Here is an 18,623-nt window from a genome sequence, read left to right on the forward strand (position 1 = left end):
CCTGCGCAATGGTGTTACGGCTTACTTCGTGATCTTCCCGGTGGGGCGAGCTCGTTGTCACCGTCGCCGGCAGCTCACGCAAGAGCCAGCCGACTTGACGCCAGCATCGCGGCGTCAGAACCACACGACTTGACCGTACGCAGCCCGGCTTGGCCAAGAGGCTTCGCCGGGCACGGCCCGTGCGTCCTCTCTTGAAGCGCAACGCCACTCGCCTGTGGCGCCACTGCGTCCATCGCATCCCGCGCCCAACGTGTCGTGACGATGGCGATACGCCCCTCATGGTGGGCACGAGACGGCAACGTTTATAATTCTGATTTTCCGAATTGTAAAGCGAAATATTTTGCGCGGCGGGCCGGATGATCCGAATCGGCTTGAGATTGCTCAGGAAAATAGATTTCAGGCGCAATGGATTTTGCGGGCTTTCGCGCGCGGAAGCGATCGTCATGCCCGGGCTTGTCCCGGCCATGACGAGAAAAGTGACCGGTTCCCGGACACAACGAACCTTCTTTGCGGCGTGCGGGTTTGGGAATGATTTTCTTTTTGGCCACGCAACTTGCGACGGCTAGAATTCAGCCATGATTCAAAATGCCAATACGACTTCGCCGCCAGATCGGCGAACGGGGGTGATCGCATGAATGCTTCGGCAAGTCGGCACGCGATCATCATCGGCGGCGGCGCCAGCGGCGTTCTGCTCGCTTATCAGTTGCTGCACCGCTCGACCCCGGAGCTTCGCGTCACGCTGATCGAGCGACGCCCGGATATCGGACGCGGACTTGCGTACCACACCGGCAATCCCGAACACGTCCTCAATGTGCGCGTCGCCAATATGAGCGCGCTGCCGGATGAACCGGATCATTTCTGGCGCTGGCTGAATTCCCGTGACGGCGTACCGCCGCCCTGCCCCGACGCATTTTGCTTCGTGCCGCGGCGCATCTATGGCGATTATATTGCAAGCCTGCTGACGACATCCACGGGGCGCTCATCGCACCGGCTAACGGTCGTGCAGGGCAATTGCATCGACGTCTGCGAAGATGCCGGCGAAATATCGGTCAGCCTGGAAGACGGCAGGCGCTATGCCGGCCATGTCGCGATCCTCGCCACCGGCAACGACGTCACATCCAGCTCCCCCTACCATGTCGATCCATGGAGCGCACAGCCGAGTTCCGACATCGATCCCGACGCACCGGTTCTGCTGCTCGGAACGGGACTCACCATGGTGGATCGCGTCCAGTCGCTGATCCAGGACGGGCATCGTGGACCGATCATTGCCATGTCGCGGCGGGGATTGCTGGCAAAATCCCATCGCCGCGTCTCCCCCTTTCCGATCGAGGAAGCCGAAGTGCCGTTCGGCGCCGACATCAGCCGCTTGCTCCAATGGCTGCGCGGCAAGATCGATGCGCATATGGCGCAAGGCGGGGACTGGCGCAGCGTGATCGACGGTCTGCGTCCCCACACGCAGCGGCTTTGGCGCGAGCTTCCGCAGGCGTCCCGTCGCCGCTTCCTCGAGCATGCACGCGCCTGGTGGGATGTGCATCGTCATCGCATGGCGCCTGAGGTGGAAGCGCGGATCACGGACGCGCTGTACACCGGCCGGTTGACGCTGATGGCCGCAAAAATGATCGGGACGGAGCCGGCTCCATCGGGTGCTGTCGTGCGCTATCGCCGGCGCGGCCAGCGCGAGGTCCGCAGCATGGAGGTGGGCGCGATCATCGATTGCACCGGGATCGTCAAGGATCCCATGGCCTCCGCCAACCCTGCGGTGCGCAGCCTGTTCGAGCGCGGCCTTGCGAGAGTTGACCCCTTGCGTATCGGCATCGAGACCAGCCCGGAAGGTGCGATCGTCAATCGCGAAGGCGTTCCATCAGAACGGCTGTTCGCCGTGGGACCGCTTACCAGAGCGGCTTTCTGGGAGATCATCGCCATCCCGGACATACGCAATCAATGCGCCGAGCTTGCCGCCAGACTCGCCCGTATCGACGGGACGAGCCCGGCGGAATTCGTTGCCGCGTCACAGGCCTAGCTGTTGCCGGCTACTGCACGAACAATGCTTCATCCATCAACACGGGCCGGTCGCTGACGGCGACCGGAAACTCCATCTGTTCGAGGATGTCCTTTCTGATATCGACACCCTTTGCGACTTCGGTCAGCGCCAGTCCCTCGGCGGTCACCTCGAAGACGGCGCGCTCGGTGATGATCCGGGCGCGCTGCCCGCGGTTCACCACGCCCTCGCGCACGGGATAGGTGATCTGCTCCGCGGCATTGACGAACTTGCGGACCTTGCCCTCCCTCGCGATGCTCAGGCCCTGCTTGCCGGCTTCGATCTGTAGCCCTGCCGTGGTGAAGGTCCCCGTGAACACCAGTTCGCGGGCATTATGGGCGATGTCGATAAATCCCCCGGCGCCCGGATTGAAGCTGCCGAACTTGCTGACGTTGACGTTGCCGGCCGCATCGAACTGCGCAAACGCCAGCGCCGCGAACTTGCAATTGCCGCCGTCGATGAAATCGAATTGCGCAAGTCCGTCGAGCAGCGCTTCCGGATGGCGGTTTGCGGAAAACTGCCAGTTGCTCATGACGAGGCCGCCGAACGGGCCATGCTCGGTGGTGAAGGCGTAATCCCTGATCCTGCCGTTGTCGAAGGCGCCCTGCTCCGCCATCACCAGAGGCGTGTCGGAAGCCGCGCCGAAACCGAAGATGCTGACCACGCCCGGCTTGACCTCCTGTGCCGTACGGCGCGCGATGATCTTGTCCGCTCCGAACGGCACGCCGGGAATTTTGGAGGAGTCGTAAGGCTGTCCGCCGAAATAGGCGGCATCATGCTGGACTTCCGTGGTCATCATCTGCTGCGGATCGAGCACGACGTGGTCGACCAGCGCCCCGGGAATCTTCACGGATTGGGCCCGGCGCGTTCCGCGCTCGACACGCTGCGAGACCTGCGCGATCACGAGGCCGCCACAGGCCTTGGCCGCCAGCGCCAGCGCCAGCGAAGACGACATCAGCGCTTCGTTCTCGAATGACAAATTGCCGGCGTCGTCGGCCTCGCCGGCACGAATGATCGCGACATCGATGTTCCAGGCTGGATAGAACAGATATGGCTTGCCGCGAAACTGGATCTTCTCGACCAGACTATCGGTCGAGCGCGATGTCAGACGGCCGCCGGTCTGATCGGGGTCGATGTAGCAGCCAAGTCCGATCTCGGTCATGTAGCCGGGGCTTTTGCGCGCGACTTCCCGCAGCCACTGCATGCTGGCACCGATCGGCCAGCTATAGGCCTCGATGGCATTCTCGCGGATCAGGCGCATCAGTTCAGGGCGCTTGCCGGTCGCCGGATTCATCGGGTTGATGTAGGAGCCCGAGACGATCCGCTTCATCAGTCCTTCGATGGCAACGTGGTCCATGCCGCGGATGCCGACGCCGTCGCCGGTGCCGCACGGAAAATAGAATGTGAGGTCGCGCGGCGCGCCTTCGCTGCGATAGCGCGCGGCGAGGCTCTTGAGGACAAGGTCCGGCGTGATCCAGCCGATGACGCCGACGCTGGCAACGGTCTGGCCGCTCTTGATTGTTGCGACCGCGGCTTCTGCGGAACAGAACTTGTTCATCGGGTATCCCTTAAGAATTAAACCTTCATGCCGAACTTGCGCAGCGTCGCCTTCGAGGCGTCGTCGTTGCAGTTCTCCGCAAAAATTCGGTTGGCGAGCATGTCGCTGGCCTCAGTGTTGCCATTGATCAGGGGCGCAAAGAACCGCTTGGTGCTGGCGATGGCGACGCGCGGAAGCGCGGCGAGCCGCTCCGCCACCGCAATCGCTTCGCTCTCGACGTCGGAATGCGGCACCAGATAATCCGCAAGCTTGAGTTCATAGGCTTGCGTTCCCGTGATCGGCTCGCTCGCCCAGACCAGCCGCCGTGCGGTCACCGGACCAACCCGCGCGGCAAGCGAAGCCAGCGCCCAGGGCGGCAGCCAGCCGTTCGGCACCTCCGGCATATGCCAGCGGCATTCCGGATGCGTCACGATCAAGTCGCAGCCGACGGCGAGGCCTACGCCGCCGCCGAGCGCAAATCCGCTGACCGCGGCGACCACGGGCTTTTCCAGAAATCCGATCGCGCGCACGATGCGCGCGGTTTCGGCCTCGTGATGGCACATCTGCGGGATGTTCATCGTCGCCAGCTCCTTCAGATCGCTGCCGGCACAAAAGCCCGGCGCGGTCGCGGAGACGACGATGGAGGCAACGCCGTCATCGTGCTCGAGCTCGGCGAAGGCGCGATCGAAATCTCGCATCAGCTCGGTGCCGAGCGCGTTGCGCCGGTTCGACCGGTCGATGGTGAGGATCGCAACCTGGCCCTGCTGCCGCCGCTTCAACATGGACAGACCTTTCGTTTCTTGTTGGTCATCGGCTGCCGAACCGCTCGAGCGTTTCGCGCGCAACCGGGTGACGGCAATTACCGGCAAAGACCTCGTTCGCCTCGATATCAAGAACTTCGGAAAGACCGGATATGCCAGGCGTGAAGAAGCGCTTGGTGGCGGAGACCGATGCCGCCGGCAGATCGGCCAGCCGCTGCGCCAGCGCGATTGCGGTTTCAAGTGCGCGGCCGCTCTCGGCGAGATGATCGACAACGCCGAGCCGCATCGCTTCGCGTCCGTCGAACGCTTCGCTCGCAAAGCAAAGTTTTCGCGCCGACACCGCCCCTACCCGCGCAACCAGCGCACCAAGCCCCCACGGCGTCAGCCAGCCGATCGGCACTTCCGGCAAATGCCACCGTGCGGAATCGGACGACACCACGAGATCGCAGGAAACGGCCAGGATGAAGCCGCCGCCGAGCGCAAACCCTTCGACCGCAGCGATCACAGGCTTGCGGACAAAGCCGATCAGCCGGGCCATGTCGCCGGTCTCGGCTTCGAACCGGCACATCTCTTCGAGCGAGAGACGGCCGATGAATTTCAGATCGCTGCCGGCGCAAAAGCCGGGCGACTCTCCGGTCAGCACGATGGCGGCGATGTCCGGATCCGCGTCAAAGCGCCGGAACGCCCCGACCAACGCCGCGACCAGATCGCGGTCCATCGCATTGCGCCGCTGCGGCCTGTTGATGGAGAGGATACCGATCCGGCCCTGCGTCGTGACGTCAAGCATCGGCCGCCTCCGCGCCGAAGTAGAGTTGTGCGACGACGGGCGATTCCTTCAACTGCTCCGGTGTGCCCTGCGCCGAAATGGCGCCTGCGGCAAGCACGTAGGCGCGGCTTGCGACTTCCAGCGCCATCGCCGCATTCTGTTCGGCGAGCAGGATGGTCATGCCGTCTCGCGCCAGCTTCATCACGGTCGCCGAGATTTCATCGACGATGACGGGTGCGAGCCCGAGCGTCGGCTCGTCGAGCAGCAGACATTTCGGCCTGGCCATCAATCCGCGCGCGATCGCCACCATTTGCTGTTCGCCGCCGGACATCGAGCCGGCGCGCTGGTTGCGACGCTCGCCGAGCCTCGGAAACATCGCGAACATGGCGTCGATGTCGGGCTGGATGTGGTTGCGATCGGCGCGGTGGTAGGCGCCCATGATCAGGTTCTCGAGCACGGTGGACTGCGCAAAGACCTGACGGCCCTCGGGCACCAGCGCGATGCCGAGGCCGACGCGCTTCGGCGTCGACAGGGACTCGATCTCGGTGCCATCAAGCTTGATGGAGCCGGAGGTCGCACGCTTCAAGCCCGCGATCAGGCGCATGGTCGTCGACTTGCCGGCGGCGTTCGCGCCGATCAGAGCGACTACTTCGCCGGCCTCGACCTTGAGATCGATCGAGCGCAAGACCTGGTTCTTGCCGTAATGGGCGGAGATCGCGGAAAGCTCAAGCATGGTGGCTGCGTCCGAGGTAAGCCTTCACCACGGCGGGATCGGCGAGCACGTCGTTCGGACGGCCCTGCGCGATCTTGCAGCCCTGCTGAAGCGCAATCGCCTGATCGGCGAACTTGGCGAGAAACGCCACCTTGTGGTCGATGATGCAGAGCGTGGTGCCGTGCGCGCGCAAATCGCGAAGCACGTTCTCCAGATTATGGATTTCGTCGTTGCCGAGGCCCGATGCCGGCTCGTCCAGCAAGAGCAGCTCCGGTTCGCACATCATGGCCATGGCGACGCCGAGCATTTTCTCCTCGCCATAGGACAGCTCGGCCGCGGATTTTTCCGACGCGCCCTGGAGGCGGCACAGCGTCAGCGCCTTCTCCGCACGGGCGCGCAACACGGCTTCGCCCCTGCCGGGCGCGAGAAAACTGCTCAGGCGGCTGTGATCCTTGATGCGGGTGAATGCGAGGAAGCTTGCGATCATGACGTGCTCGAATACCGAAAGCTCGGAAAACAGTTGCGGGTTCTGGAACGTCTTGATCACGCCGCGCGAGGCGATGACGTTCGGGCGCGCGCCGGCGATATCCTCGCCCTTCCAGAACACGCGGCCCGCGGTCGGCGGCAACAGTCCCGCCAGCAGGCTGAGCAGCGTGGTCTTTCCGGAGCCGTTCGGCCCGAATATGCCGATGATCTCGCCCTTCTCGATGCCGAACGAGACGTCCGACACCGCGACGAGGCCGCCGAAGCGCTTGGTGAGATTTTCGACCTTAAGAAGCATGGGCCCGCCTTTTGAAAAAGCCGGCAGCGAGCCCGACAATTCCGCGCGGCATCACCAGGATCACCAGGATCAGGATCATGCCGTAGACCGCGACCCGCAGCTCCGCGGGCAGTTCGATCAGATGCGGCAGCGACGTCAGCACGAGCGAGCCGACCACCGGCCCGAGGATGGTGGAAACGCCGCCGAGCAGCGCCATGGCTATGGCGTCGAGCGATTGCGTGACGGAAAGGTAGGACGGCTCGATGAAGCCGGTGTAGAAGCCGTAGAGCGCGCCGGCAAAGGAAGCGATCACGTTGGAAATCGTGAACGCCAGCAGCTTGTAGCGAAACGTATCGATGCCGAGCGTCTGGGCGAGATCTTCGTTGAGCCGGATCGCGGAAAAATTCCGTCCGATCCACGAGCGCATCAGCAGCGCGGAAAACGCCAGCACGACCGTCAACGAGACCAGGGTGAGGAAGTACCAGGGAGTCGTTTGCTCGATCTTGACGATGCCGCTGCCGGGCAGCCAGAGCGTCGGCTTTTCCAGCACCAGCATCCCCAGCGTTCCGTTGGTCACGCTGGTCCAGTTCAGCGCGATCAGCCGGCAGAGTTCGGCAAAGGCCATCGTCACGACCGCGAAGTAGAACTCCTTCAGCCGGAACTTGAAACAGATCCAGCCGATGACGATCGAAACCAGCACGACGACCACCACCGCAACGAGATAGCCGAGCCAGAATGGCAGGCTGAATCGCAGCATCGACAGGAACGTGACGTAGCTGCCGATGCCGAAAGCCGCGGCATGAAACATCGTCAATTGCCCGGCACCGCCGAACACGATGTTGAATCCAACCGCCAGAATGCTCAACAGGAACGAGAATATGAGAACCGTCAGAACCGTGTCGCTCGTCACGACCAGCGGCAGCAGGTAGAGTGGGATCAGTAACCAAAGCGCTTTCACTTCTGGCCTCCGAACAAGCCGGCGGGCCGGAACAGCAGGATCGCGACGAGGAAGACAAGGCCATAGGCGTCGCGGAAAGCGGATGGCAGATAGAGCGAGCCGACGGACTCAGTGACGCCAAGGATCACACCGCCGGCGAGCGCGCCCAAGAGATTGCCGACGCCGGCGAGGATCGCGGACTCCACCCCCTTCAGGATGAACAGACCGCCCAGCGAAGGCTCCAGCGAGAACAAGCAGGCGTAGAGCGCGCCGCCAAAACCCGCGATGGCGCAGGAATAAACCACCACCCCGGTCTGGAGCAGCTTGGTGGGAACGCCCATCAGCATGGCCGCCTCCGGGTTCTGCGCATAGGCGCGCGTCGCCCGGCCAAGCCATGCCCGCGACAGCCCGAGCCAGGTCAGACCGATCACGGCCGCCAGCAACAGGAAAGCCACCACCTTCATGCGCGGCAGCGTGATCGCACCGAGAGTCCATGATCCCGCAATGACGGGATCCATGTTCTTGGGCGTCGTCGTAAACAAGAGCAGAGCCACGCTTTCCGTCACCGAAATCAGGCCGATCGAAACCAGCAGCCCGTTGACCAGATTGTTGCGCGTGAAGCGAAACAACGCTTGGTCGGCCAAAAGACCGGCCACGGCGGAAATCACCACCGCGAGCGCCACGGCGACCGGAAAGGGAAACCTCGCCAGATCGGTGAAGTACCAGGTCGCGTAGGCCCCGATCATCATGAACTGCCCGAGGGCGAAGTTCACGATGCCGGTGATGCCGAACGTCATCGTCACGCCGAGCGCGATGATTCCGTACAACGAGCCGAGTATGATCCCGTTGAGGATCTGGCCGACAACAACTTGCGTCATGCTTACGGCTCGACGTGCACCACTTCCTTGGTGCCGCCTTTCCTCAAGTGAACGATATCGAAGTCGAAGATCTGCTCGCTGGTGGCGTCGAAGCTGATCTTCCACATGCCCTGGTAGGTCATCGACAGCAGGGCCTTGCGGATCTTTTCGACATCGTCGACCGTGCCGGCCTTCTTCATCGCCTCGACCAGCATGTAGACATGGTCGTAGCAGGAAGACGAACACAGCGGCGCCTGGTCGTACGGGAAGTCACGCTTGTAGAATGCCTTGTAGGCGTCGACGAAGTGCTTGACCTTCGGCTCCTTCTTTTCGGCCTCTTCGAAATCCTTCGGCACGTAGACGATGTAATCTTCCAGGCCGTCCTTGTTCTTCAGCCCCGGCCCGGTCGAGCCGCGCACCAGGAAGAATTTCTTGGAGTAGTTGCCCTCGATCGACTGACGCACGATGTCGTAGAGCGCCGCATCGGAATAGCCGGGGAAGAGATAGTCCGGCTTGAACCCGGCGATCTTGGCGAGAACGGGCGAGAAATCCTTGGTGCCCGGCTCGAAATATTCGGTCATGGTTTCGATGCCGCGGGCCTTGAAGATCGGCTCGTAGATATCGCCGAGAATCTTGCCGCCGGAGTCGTTCTGGAACAGCATCGCCACCTTTTTCGGATTGGCGGTCTTGACCAGATAGTCGACCATCTTCTCGCCAAAGCCCTTCGGCCCCGCGTCCCAATTCCAGGTGCGGATGACGAATTCGTTGCCGGGCTGGCCGACGAATTCATGGATGCGCGTGCCGCCGCCCATCATCAGGAACTTGCCGTTGAACTGCTTGGCGTAGGGGAAGACCGTCACGAACACGTTCGAGAGGAACGGGCCGAACACGAACTTCACCTTGTCCTGCTCCAGCAGCTTCTTGAGCTGGATGGTGGCCTCTTTCGGATCGCCGCGCGTGTCGAGCGCGATCAGTTCGAGCTTGTAGGTGGTCTCGCCGACCTTGAAGCCGCCGGCCTTGTTGATTTCGTCGACTGCGATCGGAACGCCCTGCGACGACATATAGCCGTAGATCGCATTCGGCCCGGTCTGGGCCTCGATCTGACCGATCTTCACCGTCTGCGCGCTGGCAAAATGCGGAACGGCGGCCGCAAGCAGCGCCGCGGCGAAGCATCCTTTGACCATACTTTTCATTTCCTCACCCCTCTTGTCTTGTTTCTGTCGTTGATACCGCCCCTGCTCCCGGGCGGGCCTTGCCTATCGAGGACCTCAAATCATCGCACCGTCCTTGCGCAGCGCGTCGCGAAGATCGGAAACCGGAAGCTGCCGCGGCGAGATTCCATCACGCAGCGACATCGCGGCCGCCATGCCGATGGCCTGACCATAGGAGAAGCACTGCGCCGTCACGCGCGCGGAGGCCATCGCCTCATGCTCGGCCGAGAGACAGCGCCCGGCCGCCAGAAAGCCCTCGCCGGCAGTGGGAACGAAGCTCTCATAGGAGATGTCGTAGTAGTCATCGAGCAGCCACTTGAGCTGCGGCTTTTCGCCGGAATGCAGCTCGATCGGCCACGCCGAGCGGGCGATCGAGCTCTTGCTCTTGGCGCCGGCGACCACGTCCTCATTGGTAAGCGTCGCAACGCCCCTGATCTGCCGCGTCTGGCGAATGCCGACCTGCACGCCGGTATCGTTCACGAACGACTCCTCGCAGCCGACCAGCCTGTCCTTGAAGAAGTTGGCGTATTCGCGAACCTGCTTGCGGCCCTGGATTTCCGCCTCGGTGATATCCTCGACCAGCACCGGATTGAGCTCGCGGCCGTCGCGACCGATGATGCGCGTGCAGTTGCAGAGCAACTCGTTGGGCCGCGGCGTTGAGAACAAAAATATCTTCGAGCGCGGCAGGTCGTATTCCCTGCTGTTGTGCAGATTACGGATCATTTGCGACACTTCTTCGCCCATGATGGTGTCTTCGCCGTAGTGCGCGCGCAGGCGCTTTACGTCGACGCCCATCAGGCGAAATATCATGGTCGGATTCTGGACCTTGCCATCCTGGCCCATGAAGGTCTCGAAGCCGCCGAGCGCGGCCACATCAGCATCGCCGCTGGCGTCGATCGTCAGCCGGGCGCGGATTTCCGCACGGCCCTGCTTGGTCCATGCCAGCACGCCCCGAACCTGATCGCCCTCGGTCAGCACATCGATGACGCTGGTGTGAAAGAGAACCTGCACGCCGGCTTCGTCGAGGAAATGATCGCCGGCCTCCCGCCAGACCAGCGGATCATGCGTCAGGGTGTAGGTGTTGCCGTAGCGTTGCGGCTCGGTGATGCCGCCCTTGCTTTGCATCACCTTGATGAAGCGATCGGCGAAGCCGAACACCACCTGTTCGGGCGGCTTGGCGGCGCCCTCGGTGGCCGCATAGAGGCCGCATACCGTACCGGAGAGTCCGGCGACGGCGGCGCCGCCGCAGAAACCGTATTTCTCCAGAAGAAGGACACGCGCGCGCGCCCGGGCGGCCGTGAATGCGGCCGCAACGCCGGCCGCGCCGCCGCCGACCACGAGGACATCCGTATCGAAAGTCAGCTGTCCGCGCCGGTCCCGCAACTCAGCCATTTCCGCTCCCCAAACTTTTCTTGTAATATATTACAGATACTTCTTTTGGCCTGTCAACACCTCTGCATTTCCCAATAGAAATAGCGATATTTCAGCAAGCCCCGCTTGTTACGTTCGCTTTTTTGATGCATTTAGCGGTGCTAACATATTATAAAGATACATCAGGAAACGCCGGGACCGGAAATGCCGATCGAACTGACCGAAGATGAATCCTCGATGCTGGCGGCGACCGACCGCTTCATCGAGCGAGAAATGAAGCCCGTGATCGGCAACTATGTCCGCGAGCACCAGTTTCCGACGCCTGTCGTTGAGGCGTTCGCCAAAGCCGGGTTCATGGGCGTCGCCTACGATCCGGCGTTCGACGGCGGCGGACTGGGCGCGCGCGGCGCCGCATTGCTGGCGGCACGACTGGCTGAAACGGAGCCCGGCTTTGCCGCCATCTTTCTCTGCAACAGCGCACCAATGACCGTGCTCGCGCGCTTCGGCTCAGACCGGATCAAGCAGGAATGGCTGGCGCCGTTGTGCCGGGGCGAGACGCTTGCATCCTTTGGGGTCACGGAGCCGCATGGCGGCTCGGACGTGGCGCAGATCAAGACCCGCGCGCGCGAAGATGGAAACGATTTCGTGCTGGATGGATCCAAGGTGTTCTCCACCAATGCCGGCACGCCTCCCCACGGCGTGACGACGGTCGTCGCGGTCACCGATCCGGACAAGGGGCCCAAGGGATTGTCCACCTTCGCGGTGCCGGTCGGCACGCCGGGCTTTTCGATCGGCAAGCCCGGCCGCAAGATCGGCTGGCGAATCGCGCCTTCCTGCGAACTGTTCTTCGACGGATGCCGGATACCAAAAACAGCCATGATCGGTAACCGCGGCGACGGCCTGAAACAGATCCTGACGACGCTTGCGATCGGCCGCGTTCTTGTCGCGGCCACCGCGCTGGGCCTGACGCGCAAGGCAACCAGGCTGGCAGTCGGCTATGGTTCCGGAAGGAAGCTGTTCGGACACAACATCCTTCAAAACCAGGGCCTGTCCTTCCCGCTCGCTGATATCCTGACCAAATGTTATGCTGCCGAACTCATGATTCAGGACGCGGCGCAGCTTGTCGATCAGGAGCGACCGTTCAAAAGCCAGACCTCGATGGTCAAGCTGTTCGCGACCGAGATGGCCGTTGAGGCGGCAACCCTCGCGATTCAGGTTCACGGCGGTTATGGCGTCTTCGAGGAGTATGATGTTTCCGGCTTGCTGGGAGAAGCCAAGGTTCTGACCCTCGTCGAGGGGACCAGCGAAATACAGCGCCTTGTTATTGCGCGAGACCTTGTGGAATTCTGAGGACGAGCACCTTCATGCGCAATGCCAGCAATCGCGGAACGGCCAAAGGCAGCCCGGCAATTTCCTCGCCATGGCCGGCGGACGCCCTGCCGCAAAAGGCCTCGCGTGGCGCCAAGCCGCGGCCCGACAGGCTCGCCGACATCGCGCACAGCAAGCTCGAGGAACTCATCGTCACGCTGGAACTGGCGCCCGGCAGCCTCTGGTCCGAGGCCATGCTTAGCGAGCGTATCGGAATTGGCCGGACACCCGTCAGAGAGGCCGTGCAACGGCTGGCATGGGAAAAACTGGTCACGATCATCCGCCGCCATGGCGTGCAGATTTCCGACATCGATCCGCACGAACAAATGCTGGTTCTCGAGCTGCGGCGGGAATTCGAGCCGCTGGTTGCATCACGCGCTGCGCGCCGCGCCACCGTCGACGAAAGACGCTATCTGTCGAAGATCGCCGATTCGTTCATGGAAGCCGGCGCCACCGTCGACGTTATGAAATTTCTTCGCGTGCACTTCGAATCCAAGCGCTTCGTGATCGCCTGCGCGCGCAATCCCTTTGTCGCTAATGCCTTTGCCCCGATCAATGCGCTGACGCGGCGCTTCTACTTTGTCTACCAGCGCGAGACAAAGGACGTGGCGAGGGCCGCCGCCCTGCACGCCGCCGTGCTGAAAGCGATCGCCTCGGGTGACGAGGTCGCGGCCGCCGAGGCTGCGACGGCAATGGTCGACTACGCCGAGTACTATACGCGGTCGGTCATTGTCGGGCGAACCACAATCGATCCGTGATGCGAGCGGCCGCTCGCGTTCAAACGGATGGCCCCGGCAGCATGCCGTTCGTGTCTCCACGACGGACGACGCCCCTACAATACGCGCCCCAGGCCGTCGGCGTGCCGCCGCAGCACCGGTACAAAGCCCCTGATCATCTGCTGGATGGTGATCCGCGCCGATGATGCGCTCGCGCTCATCGCCGCGACCACCGATCCACGCGAGTCCACCACCGGCACCGCGATCGATCGCAGCCCGATTTCCAGCTCTTCATCGGTGACCGCGTAGCCAAGACGTTTGGCTTTTTGCACGGCATCGCGAATGGCCGATGCCTTGATGAGGCTGTGCTTGGTCCTTGCCACGAATCTGGTGCGGCCGAGATAGGCCGCGAGTTGCTCGTCGTTCCAGGCGGAAAGCAGGACCCGCCCCGTTGCCGAGCAATAGAGATCGATGCGCGTGCCCAGCGCAATGCCGGTCGTCACCAATCGTTCCGCCTCGGCGCGGGCCACGAACAGAGCGGCATCCCGGTCCAGCATCGCAAGCGAAATCGACTCATGAAGCTCGTTGCGCGCCGCGGCGAGGAACGGTTGCGCGACGACGGGAAGAGACCGCGTTTCCGAATACGCGTTGCCAAGTGCAAGCAGGCGCGGCTGTGGCCGGAAGTACTTGCCGTCGAACTCGAGATAACCGAGTTCGACCAGCGTGAGCAGGCATCGCCGCGCCGAGGCGCGTGACGTGCCGGCCGACAACGCCGCGTCGGAAACCGTCATGCGGGTCCGGTCGGGCGTGAACGCCTCGATGATCGCAAGACCCTTGGCGAGGCCACCCATGCCTTCCGGCAGCCGCTGGCTTGCCTGAACGGATTTGGACGTCTTGCCGGTCATATTGACAATCGCCTTTTTCCGGTTGATCCTGACTTGGACACTTGTTCGATATTCGAACAAAGTCGGCAAGCCGTCAAATGCGGGCCAGGAGGCCATCCATGCTGGATCAGATCATCCACAGCAAAAGCGAACCCGGACATGTCTGGCCGAGCGAAAGCCTGACCCGTGTGCCGTACTGGATCTTCCAGGACCCGGACACCTACGCGGCGGAACAGAAGCTGATCTTCCAGGGTGCGTCATGGAATTACCTGTGTCTCTCGGTCGAGCTGAAGAACACCGGCGACTTCATCACGACCTTTGTCGGCGACACCCCGGTGATCGTCGCCCGCGATTCAGACGGCGAGCTGTACGCCTTCGAGAACCGCTGCGCGCATCGCGGCGCCCTGATCGCGCTGGAGCCGCGCGGCAACACCAAGGATTTCAGTTGCGTCTATCACGCCTGGACCTACGACCGGCAAGGCAACCTCAAGGGCGTCGCGTTCAAGGACGGCATCAAAGGCAAGGGCGGGATGCCCGCCTCGTTCTGCATGGAGCAGCATAATCCGCGCAAGCTGCGTCTGGCGGAAGCATTCGGCATCGTGTTCGGAAGCTTTTCCAACGACGTTCCGCCGCTCGAAGAGCATCTGGGCGAAGAGATCTATTCGCGGATAGGCCGGGTCATGAACGGACGCACGCCGGTGGTGCTCGGCCGCTTTACGCAGGCGCTTCCGAACAACTGGAAACTGTACATGGAGAACGTCAAGGACTCCTATCACGCCAGCATCCTGCACCTGTTCTTCACCACGTTCGAGCTCAATCGCCTGTCTCAGACCGGCGGCATCATCGTCGACGCTTCCGGCGGCCACCACATCAGCTTCTCGGCAATCGAGCCCGACGCTGCAAGGGACAATGAATACGCCGAGCAGGACATCCGCTCGGACAGCGAGTTCAAGCTGGCCGATCCTTCCCTGCTACAGAGCTTCAAGGAATTTCCCGACAACGTGACGCTACAGATCCTGTCGGTGTTTCCGACATTCGTCTTACAGCAGATCCAGAACGCGATTGCGGTGCGCCAGGTCGTGCCGCGCGGAACGGGCCGGACCGACCTGCACTGGACGCTGCTGGGCTTTGCCGAAGATACGCCGGAGCAGCGGCTCGTGCGCCTCAAGCAGGCCAACCTCGTCGGCCCGGCCGGGTACATTTCGATGGAGGACGGCTGCGTCGGCGGCTTCGTGCAGCGCGGCATCGCCGGCGCCGGCGGCGAGCAGGCGGTCATCGAGATGGGCGGTGCAGGCGCCGACAGCAGCGAAAGCCGCGTCACCGAGGCGTCGGTACGAGGGTTCTGGAAAGCCTATCGCGCCGGGATGGGCATGTAGGGGCCGAAGCGTGAGTCAAGACGTCGTCAACCTGATCAATCACGTGCAAGGCGCCTATGCGCGCTGCATCGACAACGGCCAGCTCGAAGCCTGGCCCGACTTCTTCGAGGAGAACTGCACCTACAAGATCACGACGGCGGACAATTACGCGCAAGGACTGGAAGCCGGCGTGATCTTCGCCAACTCGCGCGGTATGCTGCGCGACCGGGTGGCCTCGCTGCGCGAAGCCAACATCTATGAGCGGCACGTCTACCGGCATTTCCTTGGCCAGCCATGGATCCTGGCGGAAGACGCCGCGGAAGTTTCCAGCGAAACCTCGTTCTTCGTCGCCCGCATCATGCGCGACGGCACCACCGACGTCTATGCCACCGGCCGTTACCTCGATGTCTATCGCCTGAACGGCGGCGCGCCGAAGCTTCGCGAGCGGATCGTCGTCTGTGACAGCTCACGCTTCGACACGTTGCTGGCGTTGCCGCTGTGAGCGGCGGCAAGACGATAGCGCTGACGATCGGCGATCCGAACGGCATCGGCCCCGAGATCGCCGTGAAGGCAGCGGTCGAAATGGCCGGCAGGGACGATATCCGGGTGATCCTGATCGGCGACGAGCATGTGATCCGACATTATGGCGAGCGCCACGCCGGCGATGCACAGCTTCGGCAAGCCGGGGCTTCGTCGGCCGCGGCGGCTGGCGGCATTCTGTTTCATGCGGTCGATGCGTTGCCGTCCGCCAGTTTTCGGCCCGGACAGATCAACGCCGCGGCCGGCCGCGCGACAGTCGCTTATGTGGAAGCCGCCATCGGCCTGGTTCGCAGCGGCGCAGCCGACGCGATCGTCGGATGCCCGCACAACGAAACCGCGGTCAACGCCGCCGGCATCCCGTTTTCGGGATACCCCGGCCTGATCGCACAGCTCACGCATACGCCGGAAGACAAGGTATTCATGATGCTGGTCGGCGGCGGCCTGCGCATCCTTCACGCCACGCTGCATGAGCGCATCCATCACGCGCTGGCTCGCCTCACCCCCGATCTGATCGAACAGGCGGGCTTGGCCTGTGCCGCCACCTTGCAACGGCTTGGCGTCGCACATCCGCGCATCGGCATTTTCGGCATCAACCCGCATGCCGGGGAGAACGGCCTGTTCGGCGATGACGACGATCGCATCACCGCCCCGGCCGTGATGCGGCTGCGCAAGGCCGGCATTCTCGCCGAGGGACCTGTCGGCGCCGATATCATGCTTGGCCGCAAGGACATCGACGGCTTTGTCGCGATCTATCACGACCAGGGCCATATTCCCGTCAAGCTGCTCGCCGGCCGCAACGCGTCCGCGCTATCGGTCGGTGCCGGCGTGCTGTTCTCGAGCGTCGGCCATGGCAGTGCGTTCGATATTGCCGGGCAGGACAAGGCCGATCCATCGGCCGTGCTGCGCACCCTTCGGCTGCTCGGCAACATTCCGGCGCCGCCAAAGCTCGCTTCGGAAAGCGCGGCATGACCTTTACCGTCCACGTTGCCGGGAGCGAATTGTCCTTTCCATGCGAACCGCGTGAGTTCGTGCTCGATGCCGCCGAGCGGGCCGGCTATTCGATGCCCTCCTCCTGCCGCAAGGGCGTCTGCAACACCTGCGAGACCGCGCTGCTTTCCGGCGAGGTCGAGCAGCGCGGCAAGGGCCGGCGAACGGCGCGGGACGGCTCGGCATTGGTATGCCGCGCCCAGCCGCGTGCCGACCTGACCATCCGCCCCAAGCGTTTCGAACGGATCGACATCTTTCGCCGCAAGACCATCACGGCGACCGTATACCGGCTCGCCCGGCCTGCGCCTGACGTCACCATCCTGACGTTGCGCTTTCCGATCGGGCTGCGCGCGCCGTTCAAGGCCGGTCAGTATCTGCAAGTCATCATGGAAGACGGCGACCGCCGGAATTTCTCGATGGCGAATGCGGCGCGCCACAATGACGGCGCGGAATTGCATATCCGGCACGTTCCGAACGGAAAATTCTCGGAGAAAGCCCTTTCCAGATTAGCGGTCGGCGATCGGTTGCAGGTCGAAATCCCCCATGGCGATTTTCACCTGCGCGTGTCGCCGCGGCCCGTCATCCTGCTCGCCAGCGGCACCGGCTTCGCGCCGATCAAGTCGATCGTCGAGACGGCGATCCACGCGGGCAATGATCGCCCGATGCACCTCTATTGGGGCGGGCACAGGCGCGAACACATCTATCTGTTCGATCTTGCCGCCAACTGGCAACGGCGGCTGCCCTGGTTCACGTCCACGCCGGTGCTTTCAGACGCGCCAGCGTCCTGGGCGGGCCGCACCGGGCTCGTCCACCATGCGGTCCGCGAAGACCACAGGGATTTGTCGGGGGCGCAGGTCTATGCCTGTGGCAATCCAAAAATGGTCGAGGCCGCGCAGCGCGATTTTACGGCAGATCATGGCTTGCCCGAAGCCGAGTTTTTCGCCGATGCCTTCGTCGATTCCGGGCCATCCGCTTCGGGTGATTCCCAACGAGCCTAAGCGATCGCAACCGGCCTTATGGGGGAGCCGGTGCTTCCCGAAAGGCGCAGCGGCAGCGCGATGAACATGGCCCTTGGAAACCGCTGTGGCGCGATCTCCTCGAGATTCAGGTTTTCCATGATGTGGATGCCGTGATCGACCAGCATGATGGCGTGGACCGAAACGCCGGGTGTCGGCAGGCACTCGAAGCCGGGCGTATCCGAGCCCACCAGCGTCGCGCCGCGCGCAACCAGCCATCGCGCCGCCTCCTCACCCGGACCGGGCATCCCGCCACGGCGGCCGATGAAGGTCTCCGCATCCGTCCAGTATTTCGACCAGCCGGTGCGGATCAGCACCGCGTCGCCGGGCCGGAGCTCTGCGTTGGAGAAGGCGAGAGCGCGTTCGAGATCGCCAACGGAAATCTCTTCGGCCGGTTTCAGGCATTCGACGCCCTGGGCCGCCGCGACGTCGAGGATGACGGCGTGCTGGAGAATCGGCGGAATGTCGGCCGCGTTGTGCTCCCGGTAGCCATCGCGCGTCTCGACCTCGGAGACCTTGATGCCGCCGTGCAGGCAGCCATTGCGCGAGAAATGCCCGAGCGCATCGATGTGGGTGCCGGAATGACCCGAGGTGACGATCACCTCGTTGGCAAAGCTCGAACCGTCCTCGCGCGGCTTTGGATGCGGGTCGCCGTGCCGGCGATGCAATGCGAGACTGAAGGGGATGTGCTGATGGTAGACCGGCATCGACGGCGCCATCGCATGCGACAGCTCGTAAATTCTTGCGTCCGGCCGGATCGCGGCGAGCAACGCGGGATCGAAACCCGGCAAACGACTATCCATCCCT

At 63.1% G+C, this 18,623-nt stretch carries 19 protein-coding genes; 7 read left to right on the forward strand and 12 right to left on the reverse strand.

Annotation, left to right across the window (positions count from 1 at the left end; all coding sequences use genetic code 11):
* Nucleotides 1-302: 302 nt before the first annotated feature.
* Entirely contained in the window at nt 303-548 is a 246-nt protein-coding gene (locus JQ628_RS26690; RefSeq protein ID WP_212227124.1) for a hypothetical protein, read from the reverse strand.
* A gap of 83 nt (nt 549-631) precedes the next feature.
* Between JQ628_RS26690 and JQ628_RS26695 the strand changes: the two genes are divergently transcribed.
* The gene (locus tag JQ628_RS26695) at nt 632-2,020 is read left to right on the forward strand and encodes an FAD/NAD(P)-binding protein (RefSeq protein ID WP_212227126.1); all 1,389 of its coding nucleotides are present in this window, start codon (nt 632-634) and stop codon (nt 2,018-2,020) included.
* Between the two features lie 10 nt (nt 2,021-2,030).
* Here the strand turns inward: JQ628_RS26695 and JQ628_RS26700 are convergent, their stop codons facing one another.
* The 9 genes from JQ628_RS26700 to JQ628_RS26740 form a co-directional block, all read right to left on the reverse strand.
* Nucleotides 2,031-3,596, reverse strand: a complete 1,566-nt coding sequence (locus JQ628_RS26700) for a CoA-transferase (RefSeq protein WP_212227128.1) — start codon at nt 3,594-3,596, stop codon at nt 2,031-2,033.
* Between the two features lie 17 nt (nt 3,597-3,613).
* Nucleotides 3,614-4,357 (reverse strand): enoyl-CoA hydratase/isomerase family protein, encoded by a 744-nt coding sequence (locus tag JQ628_RS26705; RefSeq protein WP_212227130.1) that lies wholly within the window; start codon nt 4,355-4,357, stop codon nt 3,614-3,616.
* Between the two features lie 25 nt (nt 4,358-4,382).
* Nucleotides 4,383-5,123, reverse strand: coding sequence for an enoyl-CoA hydratase/isomerase family protein (locus JQ628_RS26710; protein WP_212227132.1), 741 nt, complete (start codon nt 5,121-5,123; stop codon nt 4,383-4,385).
* A complete protein-coding gene (locus JQ628_RS26715) occupies nt 5,116-5,835 on the reverse strand; it encodes an ABC transporter ATP-binding protein (protein ID WP_212227134.1) in 720 nt (239 codons plus the stop codon). Before JQ628_RS26715 ends, JQ628_RS26710 begins: the two co-directional genes overlap by 8 nt.
* Nucleotides 5,828-6,595: an ABC transporter ATP-binding protein gene (locus JQ628_RS26720; protein WP_212227136.1), complete on the reverse strand. Its 768-nt coding sequence runs from the start codon at nt 6,593-6,595 to the stop codon at nt 5,828-5,830. The genes JQ628_RS26715 and JQ628_RS26720 overlap by 8 nt, the downstream gene beginning before the upstream one ends.
* Nucleotides 6,585-7,532: a branched-chain amino acid ABC transporter permease gene (locus tag JQ628_RS26725; protein WP_212227138.1), complete on the reverse strand. Its 948-nt coding sequence runs from the start codon at nt 7,530-7,532 to the stop codon at nt 6,585-6,587. The genes JQ628_RS26720 and JQ628_RS26725 overlap by 11 nt, the downstream gene beginning before the upstream one ends.
* Complete coding sequence (locus JQ628_RS26730; protein ID WP_212227140.1) at nt 7,529-8,389, reverse strand: branched-chain amino acid ABC transporter permease; 861 nt, start codon at nt 8,387-8,389, stop codon at nt 7,529-7,531. Before JQ628_RS26730 ends, JQ628_RS26725 begins: the two co-directional genes overlap by 4 nt.
* Before the next feature lie 2 nt (nt 8,390-8,391).
* Complete coding sequence (locus JQ628_RS26735; RefSeq protein ID WP_212227142.1) at nt 8,392-9,561, reverse strand: ABC transporter substrate-binding protein; 1,170 nt, start codon at nt 9,559-9,561, stop codon at nt 8,392-8,394.
* 75 nt (nt 9,562-9,636) lie between these two features.
* Nucleotides 9,637-10,971, reverse strand: a complete 1,335-nt coding sequence (locus JQ628_RS26740) for an FAD-dependent oxidoreductase (RefSeq protein ID WP_212227144.1) — start codon at nt 10,969-10,971, stop codon at nt 9,637-9,639.
* 183 nt (nt 10,972-11,154) lie between these two features.
* Between JQ628_RS26740 and JQ628_RS26745 the strand changes: the two genes are divergently transcribed.
* Together JQ628_RS26745 and JQ628_RS26750 are read left to right on the forward strand one after the other, a co-directional pair.
* Nucleotides 11,155-12,300 carry an acyl-CoA dehydrogenase family protein gene (locus tag JQ628_RS26745; RefSeq protein WP_212227146.1) on the forward strand — a complete coding sequence of 382 codons (1,146 nt, stop codon included), beginning with the start codon at nt 11,155-11,157 and terminating at the stop codon, nt 12,298-12,300.
* Nucleotides 12,301-12,314: 14 nt separating this feature from the next.
* On the forward strand, nt 12,315-13,076 hold the full coding sequence (locus JQ628_RS26750) for a GntR family transcriptional regulator (protein WP_212227148.1): 762 nt from the start codon (nt 12,315-12,317) through the stop codon (nt 13,074-13,076).
* Between the two features lie 74 nt (nt 13,077-13,150).
* Here JQ628_RS26750 and JQ628_RS26755 read toward each other — a convergent pair whose 3' ends face one another.
* Nucleotides 13,151-13,939, reverse strand: coding sequence for an IclR family transcriptional regulator domain-containing protein (locus tag JQ628_RS26755; RefSeq protein ID WP_249128467.1), 789 nt, complete (start codon nt 13,937-13,939; stop codon nt 13,151-13,153).
* Between the two features lie 98 nt (nt 13,940-14,037).
* Between JQ628_RS26755 and JQ628_RS26760 the strand changes: the two genes are divergently transcribed.
* Genes JQ628_RS26760 through JQ628_RS26775 form a run of 4 tightly spaced genes read left to right on the forward strand, consistent with a single transcriptional unit; the run spans nt 14,038 to nt 17,798 of the window.
* A complete protein-coding gene (locus tag JQ628_RS26760) occupies nt 14,038-15,294 on the forward strand; it encodes an aromatic ring-hydroxylating dioxygenase subunit alpha (RefSeq protein WP_212227150.1) in 1,257 nt (418 codons plus the stop codon).
* Between the two features lie 10 nt (nt 15,295-15,304).
* Entirely contained in the window at nt 15,305-15,775 is a 471-nt protein-coding gene (locus JQ628_RS26765; RefSeq protein WP_212227152.1) for an aromatic-ring-hydroxylating dioxygenase subunit beta, read from the forward strand.
* Nucleotides 15,772-16,782 carry a PdxA family dehydrogenase gene (locus JQ628_RS26770; protein WP_349628130.1) on the forward strand — a complete coding sequence of 337 codons (1,011 nt, stop codon included), beginning with the start codon at nt 15,772-15,774 and terminating at the stop codon, nt 16,780-16,782. The genes JQ628_RS26765 and JQ628_RS26770 overlap by 4 nt, the downstream gene beginning before the upstream one ends.
* Nucleotides 16,779-17,798, forward strand: coding sequence for a 2Fe-2S iron-sulfur cluster-binding protein (locus JQ628_RS26775; protein WP_212227154.1), 1,020 nt, complete (start codon nt 16,779-16,781; stop codon nt 17,796-17,798). The genes JQ628_RS26770 and JQ628_RS26775 overlap by 4 nt, the downstream gene beginning before the upstream one ends.
* Here the strand turns inward: JQ628_RS26775 and JQ628_RS26780 are convergent.
* A complete protein-coding gene (locus tag JQ628_RS26780) occupies nt 17,795-18,619 on the reverse strand; it encodes a cyclase family protein (protein ID WP_212227156.1) in 825 nt (274 codons plus the stop codon). The genes JQ628_RS26775 and JQ628_RS26780 overlap by 4 nt on opposite strands.
* Nucleotides 18,620-18,623 lie beyond the last annotated feature (4 nt).

Source organism: Bradyrhizobium lablabi, assembly GCF_018129385.1.
GTDB lineage: Bacteria > Pseudomonadota > Alphaproteobacteria > Rhizobiales > Xanthobacteraceae > Bradyrhizobium > Bradyrhizobium lablabi_C.

Bases quoted from the DNA above. Each gene is read 5' to 3' on its own strand.
- JQ628_RS26760 (WP_212227150.1), top strand. From the start codon at position 14,038: ATGCTGGATCAGATCATCCACAGCAAAAGCGAACCCGGACATGTCTGG.
- JQ628_RS26755 (WP_249128467.1), bottom strand. From the start codon at position 13,939: ATGACCGGCAAGACGTCCAAATCCGTTCAGGCAAGCCAGCGGCTGCCG.
- JQ628_RS26735 (WP_212227142.1), bottom strand. From the start codon at position 9,561: ATGAAAAGTATGGTCAAAGGATGCTTCGCCGCGGCGCTGCTTGCGGCC.
- JQ628_RS26705 (WP_212227130.1), bottom strand. From the start codon at position 4,357: ATGTTGAAGCGGCGGCAGCAGGGCCAGGTTGCGATCCTCACCATCGAC.
- JQ628_RS26730 (WP_212227140.1), bottom strand. From the start codon at position 8,389: ATGACGCAAGTTGTTGTCGGCCAGATCCTCAACGGGATCATACTCGGC.
- JQ628_RS26780 (WP_212227156.1), bottom strand. From the start codon at position 18,619: ATGGATAGTCGTTTGCCGGGTTTCGATCCCGCGTTGCTCGCCGCGATC.
- JQ628_RS26715 (WP_212227134.1), bottom strand. From the start codon at position 5,835: ATGCTTGAGCTTTCCGCGATCTCCGCCCATTACGGCAAGAACCAGGTC.
- JQ628_RS26720 (WP_212227136.1), bottom strand. From the start codon at position 6,595: ATGCTTCTTAAGGTCGAAAATCTCACCAAGCGCTTCGGCGGCCTCGTC.
- JQ628_RS26745 (WP_212227146.1), top strand. From the start codon at position 11,155: ATGCCGATCGAACTGACCGAAGATGAATCCTCGATGCTGGCGGCGACC.
- JQ628_RS26775 (WP_212227154.1), top strand. From the start codon at position 16,779: ATGACCTTTACCGTCCACGTTGCCGGGAGCGAATTGTCCTTTCCATGC.
- JQ628_RS26700 (WP_212227128.1), bottom strand. From the start codon at position 3,596: ATGAACAAGTTCTGTTCCGCAGAAGCCGCGGTCGCAACAATCAAGAGC.
- JQ628_RS26710 (WP_212227132.1), bottom strand. From the start codon at position 5,123: ATGCTTGACGTCACGACGCAGGGCCGGATCGGTATCCTCTCCATCAAC.
- JQ628_RS26750 (WP_212227148.1), top strand. From the start codon at position 12,315: ATGCGCAATGCCAGCAATCGCGGAACGGCCAAAGGCAGCCCGGCAATT.
- JQ628_RS26740 (WP_212227144.1), bottom strand. From the start codon at position 10,971: ATGGCTGAGTTGCGGGACCGGCGCGGACAGCTGACTTTCGATACGGAT.
- JQ628_RS26695 (WP_212227126.1), top strand. From the start codon at position 632: ATGAATGCTTCGGCAAGTCGGCACGCGATCATCATCGGCGGCGGCGCC.